Annotated in this window: 15 protein-coding genes; 6 read left to right on the top strand and 9 right to left on the bottom strand. The window is 57.7% G+C overall.

Translation table 11 applies throughout. The features are described 5' to 3' along the window. The first annotated feature begins 16 nt into the window (after nucleotides 1-16). Together FHW68_RS12750 and FHW68_RS12755 are read left to right on the top strand one after the other, a co-directional pair. A complete protein-coding gene (locus FHW68_RS12750; protein WP_095632859.1) occupies nucleotides 17-967 on the top strand; it encodes a response regulator in 951 nt (316 codons plus the stop codon). A gap of 121 nt (nucleotides 968-1,088) precedes the next feature. Beyond that, nucleotides 1,089-1,985, top strand: a complete 897-nt coding sequence (locus FHW68_RS12755) for a peptidoglycan DD-metalloendopeptidase family protein (RefSeq protein WP_183680647.1) — start codon at nucleotides 1,089-1,091, stop codon at nucleotides 1,983-1,985. A 186-nt stretch (nucleotides 1,986-2,171) separates the two neighbouring features. On the opposite strand, the gene FHW68_RS12760 is transcribed toward FHW68_RS12755, so the two are convergent. The 3 genes from FHW68_RS12760 to phoB form a co-directional block, all read right to left on the bottom strand. Beyond that, entirely contained in the window at nucleotides 2,172-3,512 is a 1,341-nt protein-coding gene (locus tag FHW68_RS12760; RefSeq protein ID WP_183680648.1) for a hemolysin family protein, read from the bottom strand. Between the two features lie 123 nt (nucleotides 3,513-3,635). After that, nucleotides 3,636-4,922: a phosphate regulon sensor histidine kinase PhoR gene (phoR, locus tag FHW68_RS12765; protein WP_221217140.1), complete on the bottom strand. Its 1,287-nt coding sequence runs from the start codon at nucleotides 4,920-4,922 to the stop codon at nucleotides 3,636-3,638. A gap of 143 nt (nucleotides 4,923-5,065) precedes the next feature. Then, on the bottom strand, nucleotides 5,066-5,755 hold the full coding sequence (phoB, locus tag FHW68_RS12770) for a phosphate regulon transcriptional regulator PhoB (RefSeq protein ID WP_007896474.1): 690 nt from the start codon (nucleotides 5,753-5,755) through the stop codon (nucleotides 5,066-5,068). Nucleotides 5,756-5,906: 151 nt separating this feature from the next. Between phoB and FHW68_RS12775 the strand changes: the two genes are divergently transcribed. Then, entirely contained in the window at nucleotides 5,907-6,284 is a 378-nt protein-coding gene (locus tag FHW68_RS12775) for a hypothetical protein (RefSeq protein ID WP_095632863.1), read from the top strand. 149 nt (nucleotides 6,285-6,433) lie between these two features. On the opposite strand, the gene ubiA is transcribed toward FHW68_RS12775, so the two are convergent. Both ubiA and FHW68_RS12785 read right to left on the bottom strand, forming a co-directional pair. After that, entirely contained in the window at nucleotides 6,434-7,324 is an 891-nt protein-coding gene (gene ubiA / locus FHW68_RS12780; RefSeq protein WP_095632864.1) for a 4-hydroxybenzoate octaprenyltransferase, read from the bottom strand. Next, the gene (locus FHW68_RS12785; protein ID WP_095632865.1) at nucleotides 7,324-7,887 is read right to left on the bottom strand and encodes a chorismate lyase; all 564 of its coding nucleotides are present in this window, start codon (nucleotides 7,885-7,887) and stop codon (nucleotides 7,324-7,326) included. Before FHW68_RS12785 ends, ubiA begins: the two co-directional genes overlap by 1 nt. 200 nt (nucleotides 7,888-8,087) lie before the next feature. Between FHW68_RS12785 and FHW68_RS12790 the strand changes: the two genes are divergently transcribed. From FHW68_RS12790 to FHW68_RS12800, 3 genes are all read left to right on the top strand, one after another. Continuing rightward, entirely contained in the window at nucleotides 8,088-8,255 is a 168-nt protein-coding gene (locus FHW68_RS12790) for a rubredoxin (protein ID WP_027926308.1), read from the top strand. Between the two features lie 19 nt (nucleotides 8,256-8,274). Beyond that, nucleotides 8,275-9,423: an NAD(P)/FAD-dependent oxidoreductase gene (locus tag FHW68_RS12795; protein WP_183680652.1), complete on the top strand. Its 1,149-nt coding sequence runs from the start codon at nucleotides 8,275-8,277 to the stop codon at nucleotides 9,421-9,423. A 190-nt stretch (nucleotides 9,424-9,613) separates the two neighbouring features. Then, on the top strand, nucleotides 9,614-9,889 hold the full coding sequence (locus FHW68_RS12800; RefSeq protein ID WP_003213368.1) for an HU family DNA-binding protein: 276 nt from the start codon (nucleotides 9,614-9,616) through the stop codon (nucleotides 9,887-9,889). Nucleotides 9,890-10,152: 263 nt separating this feature from the next. On the opposite strand, the gene FHW68_RS12805 is transcribed toward FHW68_RS12800, so the two are convergent. Genes FHW68_RS12805 through tssI form a run of 4 tightly spaced genes read right to left on the bottom strand, consistent with a single transcriptional unit; the run spans nucleotide 10,153 to nucleotide 15,642 of the window. Further along, nucleotides 10,153-10,860 (bottom strand): DUF2931 family protein, encoded by a 708-nt coding sequence (locus FHW68_RS12805; protein WP_183680654.1) that lies wholly within the window; start codon nucleotides 10,858-10,860, stop codon nucleotides 10,153-10,155. Further along, on the bottom strand, nucleotides 10,847-11,554 hold the full coding sequence (locus FHW68_RS12810) for a DUF2931 family protein (protein WP_183680656.1): 708 nt from the start codon (nucleotides 11,552-11,554) through the stop codon (nucleotides 10,847-10,849). The genes FHW68_RS12805 and FHW68_RS12810 overlap by 14 nt, the downstream gene beginning before the upstream one ends. Continuing rightward, a complete protein-coding gene (locus FHW68_RS12815) occupies nucleotides 11,541-12,209 on the bottom strand; it encodes a DUF2931 family protein (protein ID WP_183680658.1) in 669 nt (222 codons plus the stop codon). Before FHW68_RS12815 ends, FHW68_RS12810 begins: the two co-directional genes overlap by 14 nt. Next, nucleotides 12,202-15,642 carry a type VI secretion system tip protein TssI/VgrG gene (gene tssI / locus FHW68_RS12820; protein ID WP_183680660.1) on the bottom strand — a complete coding sequence of 1,147 codons (3,441 nt, stop codon included), beginning with the start codon at nucleotides 15,640-15,642 and terminating at the stop codon, nucleotides 12,202-12,204. The genes FHW68_RS12815 and tssI overlap by 8 nt, the downstream gene beginning before the upstream one ends. Between the last annotated feature and the right edge of the window lie 273 nt (nucleotides 15,643-15,915).

The raw sequence follows: 15,915 nt of genomic DNA on the forward strand, positions 1-15,915 counted from the left end.
TATAAAGGGGTGTTGGATGAGCAAGATCAGTGTGTTGGTCGTAGACGATGCGTCGTTCATTCGTGACCTGGTGAAGAAGTGCTTGCGTAACTACTTCCCGGGGATCCGGACTGAAGATGCCGTCAACGGCAAAAAGGCCCAAGCCATGCTGGCCAAGGAGGCGTTCGACCTGGTTCTGTGCGACTGGGAAATGCCGGAAATGTCCGGTCTGGAACTGCTGACCTGGTGCCGCGAGCAGGACAACCTCAAGACCATGCCGTTCGTGATGGTCACCAGCCGTGGCGACAAAGAGAACGTCGTCCAGGCGATTCAGGCCGGGGTTTCGGGCTATGTCAGCAAGCCGTTCACCAACGAGCAACTGCTGACCAAGGTGAAGCAGGCACTGAACAAGGTCGGCAAGCTCGACACCTTGATGAACAGCGCGCCGACCAAAATGAACTCGGCATTCGGCAACGACTCCCTTAGTGCACTCACCGGCGGCAAGGCAGCGATCACCGCGCCATCGGCGGCACCGGTCAACTCCTTCGCCAAACCTGCCGCCGCCGCGCCCGCCCCGGCTGCCGCGCCGTCCCGTGGCCTGCTTAACAGCCCGCCGGTGAAGGCGCCGGCTGCCTCCGCTGCAGCGGCCGGTGGTCGTGGCCAAGGCCAACTGCGCATGCCGAGCGGCACCCAGCAATGCGTGATCAAGGCCTTGAGCATCAAGGAAGCGCTGCTGGTGGTGAAACGCACCGACACCCTGCCGCAAGTCCTCGACAGTGCCGTACTCGACCTGGAGCAGGGCGACAACGCTGAAATCGCTCGGCTCAACGGCTACCTGCACGCCATCGTCGCCTTCGAGCCGAAACCCGACAGCGAGTGGCTGCAACTGACCTTCCGCTTTGTCGACCAGGATGCGCAGAAGCTCGACTACATCTCCCGCCTGATCGCCCGTGGCACCGCGCAGAAGCATTTCGTACCGGGCGCGTAACGTGTACCGCTGATCGTTCCCACGCTCCGCGTGGGAACGATCATTTGAAACATCTGTTGACTACGCTGGTCCATTTCAGCTGCTAGGCTCTTTCCAGGCCTTACTCGACAGAATCTTGCCCATGTTCGCGCGCCTGCTGTTTTTCTGTGGTCTGATCATGGCCTCCACCTCGGCTGTGGCCATGACGATTTACCGCTCCACCGACGCCAGTGGCGTGGTCTCTTACAGCGATCGCCCCAGCAAAGGTGCGAAGGTGTTCGTTTTTCGCGACCGGATGGTCGAGCGCCTCGAGCGGCAGGTGTATCTCGATATCAAGAAGCAGAAGGGCATGGACAGCGTGTTCGTGCGCAACGACTTGTATGCGCCGGTCGAGATCGAGCTGAGTTTTTCCGGGCTCAATAATGTCAGCGGCGCACCGAGCCGGCCGATTCGTCGGGTCATGCCGGCACGCAGCAGCATTCGTCTGGCGCTGCTCAAGGCGACGAAGGCCGGAAGGCCGCTGGCGTATACCCCGAAGTTCGAATATTCACTGGGCGACCCTGCAGGGGCTGCCATGGCCTATCGTTATCCGTTGCCCTGGCGTGGCGGGCCGTTCCGGCTGAGTCAGGGCGCCAATGGCCAATACAGCCACTACGGGCCGAAGAATCGTTATGCGATGGACATCGCCATGCCCGAAGGCACGCCGATCATCGCGGCGCGCGGCGGCACGGTGGTGAAAACCGAGAATGGCCAGACCGGGCGCGGCAACGATCCGTCGGGCAACTTCGTGCGGGTACTGCACGAGGACGGGACCATGGGCGTGTACCTGCACCTCAAGAAAGGTTCGGTCAGCGTACGGGAAGGTCAGCGCGTGGTGGTGGGCAGTGCGCTGGCGCTGTCGGGCAATACCGGCAACAGCAGCGGCCCGCACCTGCACTTCGTGGTGCAGCGCAATACCGGGTTGGGGCTGGTATCGATTCCGTATCAGTTCAACCAACCGGTAGGCGCGTTGCCCAACTTTGCGTTGGGCAAGCAGTGAAGACGATGGATATCTAATGTGACGAGGGCTTTTGTGGCGAGGGGGCTTGCCCCCGTTGGGCTGCAGAGCAGCCCTGAAACCTCGAAACCCGGTTATTTTTGATCTATCGCGATCAGGCTCTTTGGGGGACGGCTTCGCCGTCCAACGGGGGCAAGCCCCCTCGCCACAAAAGCCCTCATCGGTCTATTAATCGAGCATCAATACTTTCGCCAAAATGATCTTCGGCCCCTTCATCTTCTTGATGATGATCCGCAAGCCTTCGACTTCCAGCACTTCTTCCTCTTCCGGCACCCGTTTCAGGGTTTCGTAGACCAGCCCGGCGAGGGTTTCCGCTTCGATGTGGTCCAGGTCAATGCCCAGCAGGCGTTCGACCTTGAACAGCGGCGTGTCGCCCCGCACCAGCAATTTGCCCGGTTGATACGCAAGGATCCCGCGTTCAGCCTTGCGGTGTTCGTCCTGAATGTCGCCCACCAACACTTCCAGCACGTCTTCCATGGTCAGGTAGCCGATGATGTTGCCGTCGGCTTCCTCGACCAGCGCGAAATGCGAGCCGCCCTTGCGGAACTGTTCCAGCAGTTGCGACAGCGGCATGTGGCGAGACACACGCTCCAGCGGGCGGGTCAGTTCGGCGAGGTTGAACGACTCGGGAATGTGATCCAGCGCGGCCAATTCAAGCAGCAAATCCTTGATGTGCAACAGGCCGACGAACTCCTGACGCTCGCTGTCGTACACCGGGTAGCGGCTGAACTTGTGGCGACGGAACATCGCCAGAATTTCCTTGAGCGGCGCGTTGAACTCCAGTGTCACCAGGTCTTCCCGGGAGTTGGCCCAATCCACCACTTCCAGCTCGCCCATTTCCACCGCCGAGGCCAATACGCGCATGCCTTGGTCGCTAGGGTCCTGGCCACGGCTGGAATGCAGGATCAGCTTCAATTCTTCACGGCTGTAATGGTGCTCGTGATGCGGGCCGGGTTCACCCTGGCCGGCAATGCGCAGGATCTGGTTGGCGCTGGCGTTGAGCAGGTAGATGGCCGGGTACATGGCCCAGTAGAACAAGTACAGCGGCACCGCTGTCCAGAGCGACAACAGCTCGGGTTTGCGGATGGCCCAGGATTTCGGGGCCAGTTCACCGACCACGATGTGCAGGTACGAAATGATGAAGAAGGCTGTGAAGAACGAAACGGCCTTCACCACCTCGGCGGAATCCACGCCTACGGCGCTCAGCACGGGGGCCAGAAGGTGCGCGAACGCAGGTTCGCCGACCCAGCCCAGGCCCAGCGAGGCGAGGGTGATACCCAATTGGCAAGCCGAGAGATAAGCGTCGAGCTGACTGTGCACGGTACGCAGGATATGCCCGCGCCAACCGTGTTTTTCAGCGATGGCTTCGACACGGGTCGAGCGCAATTTGACCATGGCAAACTCTGCCGCAACGAAAAAGCCGTTGAGCAAAACCAGGATCAGAGCAAAAAGAATCATGCCGAAGTCGGCGAATATTGTTGCGACGGTCAAGCCAGGGGAAGGGTCCATGATGGAGTTTTGCGGGTTCCGTGTATTCGAAAAGAAAGAAAAAAGTGCGCCTGAAGGGCAGGCACAAGTCAGCCAATGTAGCGGCTGACTCTTGGCTTGCCTAGTGGTGAGTGCTGGCCGGTATCAATCGGCGGCACTGGTGACGCGGGATTTTGTCACTTGGGCTGGCGCAAAATGGCAAGTAAACGTGCTGCCATGGCCCGGCACACTGCTGATTTCCATACGTGCCCGGTGACGCAGCAACACATGCTTGACGATGGCCAGCCCCAGCCCGGTGCCGCCGGTGTTGGAGTTGCGGCTGGAGTCCACGCGATAGAAGCGTTCGGTCAGGCGCGGCAAGTGTTTGCTGTCGATGCCGATCCCGGAATCCTGCACGCTCAGGTGTGCGCCTTGATCATCACCCCACCAGCGAATGCGGATATTGCCCTCGGCCGGTGTGTACTTCACTGCGTTGAACACCAGGTTGGAGAACGCGCTACGCAATTCCGCTTCGCTACCCTTGAGCAGAATGGTTGGATCGGCTTCCAGGGTGATGTGCTGATTGCGTTGACCAGACAGTTGCTGAGCATCGCTCTTGATCGATTGCAGCAGGCTATCGACGGCCACCGGTTGGTTGTCCGAGGGGTAATCGGTGGCTTCGAGTTTGGCCAGCAGCAGCAAATCGTTAAGCAAGGTCTGCATGCGCCCGCCTTGCTGTTGCATCTGCTGCAGGGCACGGATCCAGCGCGGGTTCACTTCCTCGACGTTGTCGAGCAGGGTTTCCAGGTAGCCGCAGATCACTGTCAGCGGTGTGCGCAACTCATGGGACACGTTGGCGATGAAGTCTTTGCGCATCTGCTCCAGCTGATGGATACGCGTCACGTCGCGCACCAGCATCAAGTGTTCGTTGTTGCCGTAGCGAGTGATGTACAGCTGAATGCGCAGGCGATCATTGATCGGCGAAGGGATTTCCAGCGGTTCGGCGTAGCTGTCCTGCTCGAAGTACTCCTTGAAGCGCGGATGGCGCACCAGGTTGGTCACCGGCTGGCCACTGTCCTGTGGGGTCTTGAGGCCCAGCAGGGTTTCGGCGGCGCGGTTCCACCATTCCAGGTTGCCGTCGCTGTCGAGCATGATTACCGCATCTTTCAGCGCCGCGGTGGATTCCTGAACCCGGTCGATCACCGCTTGCAAACGCCCGCGCACCCGTTGGTCGCGGCGTTGCAGGTGGTAAATGCTGTCGAACACTTCGCCCCACAGGCCATAACCATCGGGCGGTGCTTCATCGGGTTTTTGCAGGCGTAGCCATTCGTGCAAGCGCAGCAGTTGCTTGAGAGTCCAGGCCAGATAAAGTCCAAGGCCCACGGCGAGGCTCCAGCCGTAATAGCCGGAAATCAGGCCGATCACCAGACAGGCGGTGACCAGCAACAGCATGTGGCGAATCAGGGTGCCATGCCAGTTTTGGTTCACGGAGCGTCCTAACGCAGCTTCAAGTTTCAAGCTGCAAGCTTCAAGTAAGAGTGACGGGTTCGGCTGCGCCTTGCTTGCCGCTTATAGCTTGAAGCTTGCCGCTGTTTTTATGCCTTGGTGGAAAACCGATAGCCAGTGCCGCGCACGGTTTGTACCAGATTTTCATAGGCATCGCCGAGGGCTTTGCGCAGGCGACGGATGTGCACGTCGACGGTGCGTTCTTCGACATAGACATTGCCGCCCCACACCTGATCCAGCAACTGCCCGCGGGTGTAGGCGCGTTCCTGGTGGGTCATGAAAAATTGCAGTAAACGGTACTCGGTCGGGCCCATCTCGGCGGGTTTGCCGTCGATGGTCACGCGGTGGCTGATCGGGTCCAGCAGGAGGCCGCCGACTTCGATCGGCGCCTCGCCATCAGTCGGGCCGGCGCGGCGCAGCACGGCTTTCAGGCGCGCCACCAGTTCACGCGGGGAAAACGGCTTGGTGATGTAGTCATCGGCACCGACTTCCAGGCCCTGGATCTTGTTGTCCTCTTCGCCCTTGGCGGTGAGCATGATGATCGGAATATCCCCGGTCAGCTCATCACGCTTGAGGCGGCGGGCCAGTTCGATGCCGGAAGTGCCGGGCAGCATCCAGTCGAGCAAAATGAGGTCCGGTTTGCGGTCGACGATAATGGCATGGGCCTGCTGCGAATTCTCCGCCTCCAGGCAGTCGTAGCCGGCCATTTCCAACGCAACGGCGATCATTTCGCGAATGGGCGCTTCGTCGTCGACGATCAGAATGCTCCTGCCAACCATGCCTTAATCCTCTTGTCATTTAACTGTCTTGCGCCGCATTAGATAACGGAAATATTGCAGTCGTGTGACAGTATTTTAGCCGTCCTGCGATTGTCGTGATCCTGAACTAAGCTCTAAGTCCGAATCCTGACAATCACAAGAGGAAGGTTTCATGAATCACATTGCGCAATCCTGGAAGGCCCTGCTGGTCGCGGCGGCGCTAACGCTGCCGTCCCTGGCCTTCGCCGCCGAACCGGCCATGATGAAAGACGGCATGATGGTCGATCACAAGGGCATGACCTTGTACACGTTTGACAAAGACAAGGAGGGCAAGTCGATGTGCATGGGTGAGTGTGCGACGAATTGGCCGCCATTGATGGCGCCGATGGATGCCAAGCCCACAGGTGACTGGACGCCGATCAAACGTGAAGATGGCACGATGCAATGGGCTTACAAAGGCAAGCCAATGTATGGCTACAAAATGGACAAAAAGCCCGGGGATACGGAGGGTGATGGTAAAGGCGGCTTCTGGCACATGTATCGGCACTGATTGGCGCGCAAGAGCGCACCTGTAGCAGCTGCCGCAGGCTGCGCAGCAGTCGTGAAATCTGGCTATGCGGTGTAACAGGTAAACCGCGTGCACAGAATTCACGACTGCTGCGCAGCCGAACGCAGCCTGCGGCAGCTGCTACAGATCAGTCAGCGCAATGCGTAATCCAGCACTATCCCCACGAAAATCGCCAACCCGGCCCAGTGATTGTGCAAAAACGCCTGAAAGCAGCGCATCCGGTCCTTGCTGCGGGTGTACCAGAACTCCCATGCAAAACAACCCGCCGCCGCTAGCAACCCGAGGTGAAACCAGCCGCCGAGCTGGAATTTCGAACCTGCCAGCAGCAAACACCCCAACGCCAAGCCCTGCAGGGTCAGAATGATCACTCTGTCGGCGTCGCCAAACAGAATTGCCGTGGATTTCACCCCGATCTTCAGATCATCGTCGCGGTCGGTCATGGCGTAATAGGTGTCGTAGCCCACGGTCCACAACAGGTTGGCGATCCACAATAACCAGGCCGCTGCCGGCAGTTCACCGGTTTCGGCTGTGAACGCCATCGGCATGCCCCAGGAAAATGCCGCACCCAGCACCACTTGCGGGTAATAGGTATAGCGCTTCATGAACGGATACGTGAACGCCAGGGCCAAGCCGCCCAGCGACAGCCACACGGTTTTCGCATTGGTGCACAGCACCAGCAGGAAACTCACGCCCATCAGCACCGCAAAGAACACCAGGGCTTCTTTGGAGCTGATCTTGCCGCTCACCAATGGCCGTTGTTCGGTGCGTTTCACGTGGCCATCGACCTTACGATCCGCCCAATCGTTAATCACACAACCGCCGGCACGGGTCAGTACAACGCCGAGCACGAAAATCACGATATTGGCCAATGACGGCGAACCTTCACCGGCAATCCAGAGTGCCCATAACGTTGGCCATAGCAGCAAATAAATGCCGATCGGCTTATCCATGCGGGTCAACTGAATGAAATCCCAGGCCCGTGGATTCAAGCGATTCAGGGACTTGAGCAGGCTTTGGTACATCAGCAATTCTCCGGATGGGCGCGGGTGGCTTTCCACAAGGTCGGCAGGAAGATCTCGGCCACCAGCACGCTCAAGGCGCCGCGGTCGAAACGCGAGCGCCGGCCCCACAGTTCGGGCGCTTGAGCATCCATCGGTAGCCATGCCTGAGGATAGTGACAAACCTCAATGGCCCGGCGCTGAAATGCCTGATCACAAAACAGCAATTCGCCCAGCGAACGACTACCCAATTCATCCATATGCAATCCATCGCCCTGCAATGCGCTACGCGCTGCCACACTGCGGGCAAATACCCAGGCTTCACCGTGCCCGCGCAGATACACCTCGCGCACCCAACCTTCACTGCCTTCGGCCAGCTCCAGCGCAGCACATTCATCGGCGCGCAGTGGTTGCCAGCCTTCGAACAGCGGCGTGACGCTGAAGCCGTTATTCGACAGACGGATCAAACGTCGGGTCAGCGATCCTTCATCGAAGAGCCAATCGAGCGTAGACATGTCGGGAAGGGGCGCCAGTTGGCTTCGAGGCAGCCAGACCGGTATCTCGCAAGGGGATTTTGAGTGCGGCACAGTGAGTCATTATTGGCAGCAAATGAGGCGGCGAGCTTACCATGTCAGGCGGTGAATTTGATTGATCCCGCCAGCCGTAGCGCCGAACAGGCTTGCATCTGCCGGCCCTGATCAGTACAAAACGCCCTGAGCCGGACGGCAACGCTTCACCGATCGACCGTTCGCGCCGGCAAAAGCCTGAACCCTGAGGAAGTACCTGAATGAAAAAGTGGCAATGTGTGGTCTGCGGCCTGATTTATAACGAAGCCGATGGCTGGCCGGACGACGGTATTGCGGCGGGCACGCCGTGGCAGGACGTGCCGGAAGACTGGCTGTGCCCGGACTGCGGCGTGGGCAAAATGGATTTCGAAATGATCGAAATCAACTAAGAACCTGGGGAGTAAGGGAATGAACGCACCTGTCGTGATCGTCGGCACTGGGCTGGCTGGCTACAACCTGGCCCGGGAGTTTCGCAAACTCGATGGCGAAACCCCGCTGCTGCTGATTACCGCAGATGATGGACGCTCCTACTCCAAACCGATGCTCTCCACCGGCTTCGGCAAGAATAAAGACGCCGATGGCCTGAGCATGGCCGAACCGGGCACCATGGCCGAGCAATTGAAGGCCGAAGTGCGCACCCATACGCGCATCAGCGGCATCGATCCGGGCCACAAGCGCCTGTGGATCGGCGAAGAGGCGGTGATCTACCGCGATCTGATCCTGGCATGGGGCGCGGAAACCGTACGGGTGCCGATCGAAGGTGACGCGGCGGAGGCCGTTTTCCCGATCAACGACCTTGAAGACTACGCACGCTTTCGCGCGGCGGTGGCCGGCAAGCGCCGGGTGTTGCTGCTGGGCGCGGGTCTGATCGGCTGCGAATTCGCCAACGACCTGATGCTGGGCGGCTACGAGGTGCAACTGGTTGCACCGTGCGAACAGGTCATGCCGACCTTGCTGCATCCGGCGGCGGCTGCTGCGGTCCAGGCCGGCCTGGAAGGCCTGGGCGCACGCTTCCATCTCGGGCCGGTGCTCAATCGCTTGCAGCGAGTGGCTGATGGCCTGGAGGCGCATTTGTCCGATGGTCAGGTCATTCCTTGCGATGTGGTGGTGTCGGCCATCGGCCTGCGCCCGCGCATCGACCTGGCAGCCGCTGCCGGGCTGCAAGTCAACCGTGGCGTGGTGGTCGACCGTCATCTGAAAACCTCTCACGCCAATATCTACGCTTTGGGCGACTGCGCCGAGGTCGACGGGCTGAATCTGTTGTACGTCATGCCCCTCATGAGCTGTGCGAGAGCGCTGGCTCAAACCCTGGCCGGAAACCCTGTAGCGGTCAGTTATGGCCCGATGCCGATCACCGTGAAAACCCCGATCTGCCCATTGGTGGTTTCGCCGCCGCCACGGGGTGCGGAAGGGGTCTGGACGGTCGAAGGACAGGGCGCAGACATCAAGGTGCTGTGCCGCGACAGCGCCGGCCAATTACTGGGTTATGCCCTGACAGGTGCGGCGGTGATGGAAAAACTCGCCCTGAACAAAGAGCTTCCGCCCTTGCTGGCGTAAATAGCGGTCGTTCTGTCGGAATCACCCTGCTTTTGCCCCCACAAAGGTCGCAGGGAGACTGGCGCCGCTCTTAAGCGCGTGCCATCCTCCTCCCGTCTGCCGCAGAGTAGAGCACTGCGGCGCTTTGGGCGCTGTTCCAACGAGAACAGCACGGACATAACAACAAAAAACCGTCAAAGGGGCTTCACTAATGCGTAAACCAGAACTCGCCGCTGCCATTGCGGAAAAAGCAGACCTCACCAAAGAGCAGGCCAACCGCGTTCTCAACGCCGTTCTCGAAGAAATCACCGGCGCTCTGCACCGCAAAGACAGCGTCACGCTGGTGGGCTTCGGGACTTTCCTGCAACGCCATCGCGGTGCACGTACAGGCAAAAACCCGCAGACCGGTGAGCCAGTCAAAATCAAGGCCAGCAACACTGTTGCGTTCAAGCCAGGAAAATCGTTGAAAGACAGCGTTAATCCGTAATCCGCATCCATATCCCGCGTAGCGGGGGAGCGGAAAAAAGAATGGGCACGCCAACCAGGTTGGGTGCCCATTTTTTTATGGGGCGAGAGTAATGCCAATCACTTAAGCCAAAACGCGATCCGTGTAGCAGCTGGCGAAGCCTGCGTTCGACTGCATGGCAGTCGTAAAATCAGAAAATGCGATGCGTCAGGCTCTCCATGCACTCAGGGTTTACGACTGCTGGGCCGGACGGCTTGATGACTGGCGCGGCCGAGGGATTGCTGTCACCACGAACCATAAGGAATCCCGAACTTTTCTATGTAGGATTTGGACTCCGGCGACAGAGGCAAGGCATAACGGCCTTCATTTTTCCCCTGAGACGGTCCTTGTTTATTAACGGTGCCCACTACCCGAGCAATCTCGACCGACTTAAGGCAAGGGCCGCCCAGCCAGACCTTGGCAATGCCGCCCGGTGCCAGACCGATGCCAATGTCGTCGCGGTAGTCGGTGATCCATTTACCGTCAGCTCTACAAAAGGCCTTTTCCGGTTTGCGCATGATCTCCCGTGCGGATTCGGGAATGACAATGTAGGCCTCATAGGTTTGCGGTTCGGCCAGGGATTGCCAGCGCACGTAGATCAATCGTGGCAGATCGACACTCGTGACATGGCGGCCTTTTCCTCTACCAGGACTCTCCGGCCAGCCTGCAGGTTTCCCCTTGTTGTTGGCTGGGGTATGTACCGATGCGATTCCGGAGCCGGCTCTTCGTAAAACTCGCTCCTGGATATCCACGACGTCTGCTGTTTCGATCCACACCTCCATGTAATCCGGTGCTCCAAAGCCCAGGAACCATTCTTTGTGATCGAGCGATTGAGCGACGCTTTGCGTGCAGCCAGCCAACAGCAACCCAACCAGCAGGCCTGCGCATTTTTTGGCTGGATGGGACTGCTTATTGATCGATACGGCCGCCGGCTTGTTTTTACCAGGAGGCATAAGGAATTCCGAATTTCTCTATGTAGGATTTGGACTCCGGCGACAGGGGCAAGGCATAACGGCCTTCATTTTTCCCCTGAGACGGTCCTTGTTTATTAACGCTGCCCACTACCCGAGCAATCTCGACCGACTTAAGGCAAGGGCCGCCCAGCCAGACCTTGGCAATGCCGCCCGGTGCCAGACCGATGCCAATGTCGTCACGGTAGTCGGTGATCCATTTACCGTCAGCTCTACAAAAGGCCTTTTCCGGTTTGCGCATGGTTTCCCGTGCGGATTCGGGAATGACAATGTAGGCCTCATAGGTTTGCGGTTCGGCCAGGGATTGCCAGCGCACGTAGATCAATCGTGGCAGATCGACACTCGTGACATGGCGGCCTTTTCCTCTACCAGGACTCTCCGGCCAGCCTGCAGGTTTTCCCTTGTTGTTGGCGGGGGTATGTACCGATGCGATTCCGGAGCCGGCTCTTCGTAAAACCCGCTCCTGGATATCCACGACGTCTGCTGTTTCGATCCACACCTCCATGTAATCCGGTGCTCCAAAGCCCAGGAACCATTCTTTGTGATCGAGCGATTGAGCGACGCTTTGCGTGCAGCCAGCCAACAGCAACCCAACCAGCAGGCCTGCGCATTTTTTGGCTGGATGGGACTGCTTATTGATCGATACGGCCGCCGGCTTGTTTTTACCAGGAGCCATAAGGAATCCCGAACTTTTCTATGTAAGCCTTGGATGTTTCGGACAAAGGTCGATGCTTACCGCCGGATTTGCCTTCATAAGGGCCTCTTGGGTTGATGGTTCCTACTACCCGAGCAATCTCGACCGACTTAAGGCAGGGGCCGCCCAGCCAGACCTTGGCAATGCCGCCCGGTGCCAGACCGATGCCAATGTCGTCGCGGTAGTCGGTGATCCATTTACCGTCAGCTCTACAAAAGGCCTTTTCCGGTTTGCGCATGATTTCCCGTGCGGATTCGGGAATGACAATGTAGGCCTCATAGGTTTGCGGTTCGGCCAGGGATTGCCAGCGCACGTAGATCAGACGGGGCAGATCGGCGCCAGTGACATACCTGCCCTTACCTGAACCGTTGCTACTGACCCATCCTCTAGCAATGCCCTGATTATTTGGGGGCTTTGGAACAGAGGCTATACCACCTCCGGCACCTCGGAATACTTGTTCCCGGATATCGACCACGTCCGCAGTTTCGATCCAGACTTCCATATAGGCCGGTGCAGAAAAAGCCAGGAACCAAGGCAAGTCATTACTGGATTGAGCGAAGCTTTGCGTGCAGCCAGCCAACAGCAACCCAACCAGCAGGCCTGCGCATTTAGTAAAAATGCAGACGGAGTTACTCATTGGGATGCACCGTACGTTGATTGTTTTTGGCTGGTCGGTTGATAAAAACAATGTTCATGTCGCTGCTGTTTAGACCTTTGGCAGCGTTCCAGTTAGCGGAAAGGTGGATATAGCGCCTGCGTAACAGTGCTCTTTCTTCAAGCGTCAGTCCCTCGACCGTTGTTTCGCCAAGGGCGTAGGCCAGTAGCTTTTTGTGGATGGGTTCCAATTCGGAAGGTAGAGCTAGTTTCGGGTCATTGGTATCAATGATGTCAAACGGCACATCATGTCGGACGGCAAGCTCGCGCATGATGCGCAAATACACCAGCGACAGTTCGCCATGCACCGGGCGTTCAATACTGGCAGCCGCAAAAACCTTTTTCTGTGGATCGGTACTGGGCCCACCTCGCTCTCTTGATTTGGGCAATGGACGTTCCCAGAGCGCCACTTGAAGTTCGTTGCCCGGACCATCCAATTCGATGACGCCTTTTTCATGCCAGGCGTACATTTCCTTTTCGGCGGCAAGGTAAGCGGCACTGCGGGTGGGTGCCATGCTTTGGCTGATGTTGCTGGTAACGGGTTTGCCCAGCAGGAGTTTTTCCTTGGCTCTTGGCAAGTATCCACCGCCGAGGTCCGAGTGCGCGCCGGGTAAGACCAGGTCTATGTCGCCGAGGCTGTTGAGGGCAAAGTTTTCACGAATTTCGTCTCGGGCAACCAAGTGCACCACCTTATTGGCACAGTCATCTGGCAGTCTGAGATTGACGCCGGGGTTTCTGCTGTTGGTACCCGTGAAGTCGAACAGCCCGGGATTGGCAATCGATGCGACGGTATCGAACAGGCCAATGAAGTTGATGGTGATATGGGTTGTGAGACGCCAGTTAAAGTCGCTGGACAAGACCGTAGAGCCGGCCGGCAGTACTTTCGCCAGAATGCTGTGCTCGCCTTTCAACACTTCATTCGCAAAGTGCCGTGCGGCTGCCGCACCCCGACTAAAACCGAAAATGTCGAATTCAATCCGATCAACTGTTACTCCTGGATTCCTATCATTGAGTCGACGTATCTGCTCCACGATAAGTGCCGAACTCTGCTCAATCTTGGCAATTACCCCTGTTTCGCCCAGCCCCGTTGCTTGTGAAAAAAGCGAATCGGTACCACCGCTGTTTGTCCCGATACCATCGACATAAATGGCAATGGAAGTGTTGGTTGCGGCTGGCAACAACGTTTCGTCCACTCGGTCCTCATATAATTTGTAAAGCCGGACAATGTTACTCACATCATTCCCATAACTATTGTCCGGCGAGTTCCCGTTGCCGTCGTACCCATAAGCAGCGCAGTGCTTTTGTATTTCCTCGGCGGCTTCCGCGAGGTTGGCGTCCGGTGCGTAGCAGGCCGCTACAGTTTCGCTGTTGGCTTTGTTGTTGCCAGTGCCATCGAAGAACATGCCAATCCGCAAAGTAATACCTTCCTCTTCGACTTCTTCCTCCTCTTCCTCCAGATCATCTGATGCATTTTCTTCTGATGGCTCAGGCGCGACGGACACCAAGAAGCCCGCCGCAGCCCCCTGCAGTAATGTATGCGCAGCCGTACCCGGCGTTGGAGCACCCCCGACATCAATCGCGCTACTGCTGAAAATACCGTCGGCGTTGAGCACGATGTGTTGATCGCCGACCGTTATGGAAAGGCTCTCTTGCGCGCTAATCACCAGGTGCGTACCTGCCTTGATGTGCACGTGCTCACCGGCTTCGATAACCAGCGTTTCATCAGCTCTTGTGTGGCTCTCGCCTGCGACATGCAGGTAGTCGTTGCCGCTTACCTGGATTTTTCGATCCGACGTGATAGTGAGGTGCTCTTCAGATCCCAGCACCGTAATACGGTCGCCCTTGATGGTGACTCGACTCTCATTGCCCACTTCCAGCCGGCTGTCATTTCCAACCTTCTGCTCCATATCCCGCTGAGCACGCAGGTGGATCAACTCATCGCCAGCGCGATCGTCCATCGACAGTTCGTTGTAGCCACCCGTGCGGGGGGAGCTGTGGCTTCGAAGTACGGTTTTGGTTTTGTTTTCGGGCAATGGGTAGGCCGGCGGCGTGACCTTGTTGATCAGGCAGCCGGTGATCAACGGATTATCGGGATTGCCTTCGAGGTAGGTGACGAGGACTTCCATCCCGATACGCGGAATGATCACCGTGCCGAAGTTGTCCCCCGCCCAGCTGGACGCTACCCGCAGCCAGCAACTGCTGTTTTCGTCATTGCGTTCAGACCGGTCCCAGTGAAATTTGACTTTGACGCGACCGTATTCGTCGCAGTAAATCTCTTCGCCGACAGGTCCGGTGACGCGAGCGGTCTGGCAATTCAGCATGGGCCTTGGTGCAGGCATCGGTGGCCGGTAAAAAACGTCCCAGGGAATTGCGCTGAAGCTGTTGCGGTAGCCTTGGGTAAAGTCGTTCTCAGATTCGGTAGCGCTGGTGGCGAACTCCTGGAGCGCTTGAGGCTGCTTCCCGAAATGGGTCACGCTGAGCAGCAGCCATAGATCGTTGTGCGTTTCGTGTGGGTGTTTCGTTAGATTGAAAAAGTGGCCGCTACGCAAAGTTGGCTGATCGCTTTCGCCCTCCGCCAACCGATAATCGACTCGATGCCGTTCCAGTGCCTGCCGGGCCAGTTGTTTGCCGCGCTTTTCGGTCTCGAATGGCAGTGGATAGCAATAGTCTTCGAGGGTGGGGTCGAACTCCGCGATAAAGCGACTTTCCAGCACCGCGTTCGGGCGTTTCAGGTCGTAGTCACGGCGGGTCACGATGCTGGGGCGGGTTTTGAAACCAAAGGAAAACTGGCTGACGACCGGATGCTCCGCCACCATGCCGGTGTCTTGCTGATACGGGGTTTCGCCCAGTTTCGGGAAGAATGTCTGGTCATCGGTAAACACCAGCAAATGGCCTTGCGAAGAGTGCTGGTGATGCCACGTAATGCCGTCCTCGGCACAGAGCCGCTGGACGAACTCCAAATCATTTTCCCGGTATTGAGTGCAGTATTCGCGCGGGGGACTTGTTTTGACGTGGAAGGTGAATGCATCGGCTTGAATGCCGTGCGCTTTGAGGACGTGAGCGATGATTTGCGGCACCGTCTGCCCCTGGAAAATTCGCTGATCCTGGCTGAATTGCAGGTAATACAGCGCCGGCACCAAGTGCACCTGAAAGCGGGTCGGGCGTTTACCAACATCGCCTTCGGACACCCCTTCGATGTATCCGTGGATACCTTCGCCGTTAAGACCGAATTGCAGAAATGCAGGTTGGAGAAGCAGGCTCTCCAGATCGATACCGGGGTATTCACTGATCAGATCGATACTGATTGAGTACAACGCGCCAATGGTTTCAGTGCCTTCAAAAGCCAGCACTTTAAAATCGTTGCGAACGTTGGGGATCGTCAGGGTGAATAGAGGGGCATTGGCGGGTGCGAGCATGCGCTTATCCTTTTGCTTTTTAGCTCGTCCTTAAGCTGAGTGAGAAAAAATCGCGATCCCCAGTCATGCCTGCAGGTCGCCAAAATGCCATGCACACTAACAAGGCATCCAGAGTATTGATGTAGGAGGGATCTTGAAGCCCGGTATGAAATTTCCGCGATATCAAAGTTCCATTTTGGAACTTCGGTGGAATATAAAAGGGGTGCCATCAAAATAGTGGCACTTTTTCTTGCTGACTGTCGCACGTCATTAATTCATGGATATCGGTAGCAT

This window comes from Pseudomonas sp. Tn43, from assembly GCF_014192635.1.
GTDB lineage: Bacteria > Pseudomonadota > Gammaproteobacteria > Pseudomonadales > Pseudomonadaceae > Aquipseudomonas.

Excerpts from the sequence above, each read along its gene's own strand:
- FHW68_RS12750 (WP_095632859.1), top strand. The coding sequence starts at position 17 with ATGAGCAAGATCAGTGTGTTGGTCGTAGACGATGCGTCGTTCATTCGT.
- FHW68_RS12755 (WP_183680647.1), top strand. The coding sequence starts at position 1,089 with ATGTTCGCGCGCCTGCTGTTTTTCTGTGGTCTGATCATGGCCTCCACC.
- FHW68_RS12760 (WP_183680648.1), bottom strand. The coding sequence starts at position 3,512 with ATGGACCCTTCCCCTGGCTTGACCGTCGCAACAATATTCGCCGACTTC.
- phoR (WP_221217140.1), bottom strand. The coding sequence starts at position 4,922 with ATGCTGTTGCTGGTCACCGCCTGTCTGGTGATCGGCCTGATTTCCGGC.
- phoB (WP_007896474.1), bottom strand. The coding sequence starts at position 5,755 with ATGGTTGGCAGGAGCATTCTGATCGTCGACGACGAAGCGCCCATTCGC.
- FHW68_RS12775 (WP_095632863.1), top strand. The coding sequence starts at position 5,907 with ATGAATCACATTGCGCAATCCTGGAAGGCCCTGCTGGTCGCGGCGGCG.
- ubiA (WP_095632864.1), bottom strand. The coding sequence starts at position 7,324 with ATGTACCAAAGCCTGCTCAAGTCCCTGAATCGCTTGAATCCACGGGCC.
- FHW68_RS12790 (WP_027926308.1), top strand. The coding sequence starts at position 8,088 with ATGAAAAAGTGGCAATGTGTGGTCTGCGGCCTGATTTATAACGAAGCC.
- FHW68_RS12795 (WP_183680652.1), top strand. The coding sequence starts at position 8,275 with ATGAACGCACCTGTCGTGATCGTCGGCACTGGGCTGGCTGGCTACAAC.
- FHW68_RS12800 (WP_003213368.1), top strand. The coding sequence starts at position 9,614 with ATGCGTAAACCAGAACTCGCCGCTGCCATTGCGGAAAAAGCAGACCTC.
- FHW68_RS12805 (WP_183680654.1), bottom strand. The coding sequence starts at position 10,860 with ATGCCTCCTGGTAAAAACAAGCCGGCGGCCGTATCGATCAATAAGCAG.
- FHW68_RS12810 (WP_183680656.1), bottom strand. The coding sequence starts at position 11,554 with ATGGCTCCTGGTAAAAACAAGCCGGCGGCCGTATCGATCAATAAGCAG.
- FHW68_RS12815 (WP_183680658.1), bottom strand. The coding sequence starts at position 12,209 with ATGAGTAACTCCGTCTGCATTTTTACTAAATGCGCAGGCCTGCTGGTT.
- tssI (WP_183680660.1), bottom strand. The coding sequence starts at position 15,642 with ATGCTCGCACCCGCCAATGCCCCTCTATTCACCCTGACGATCCCCAAC.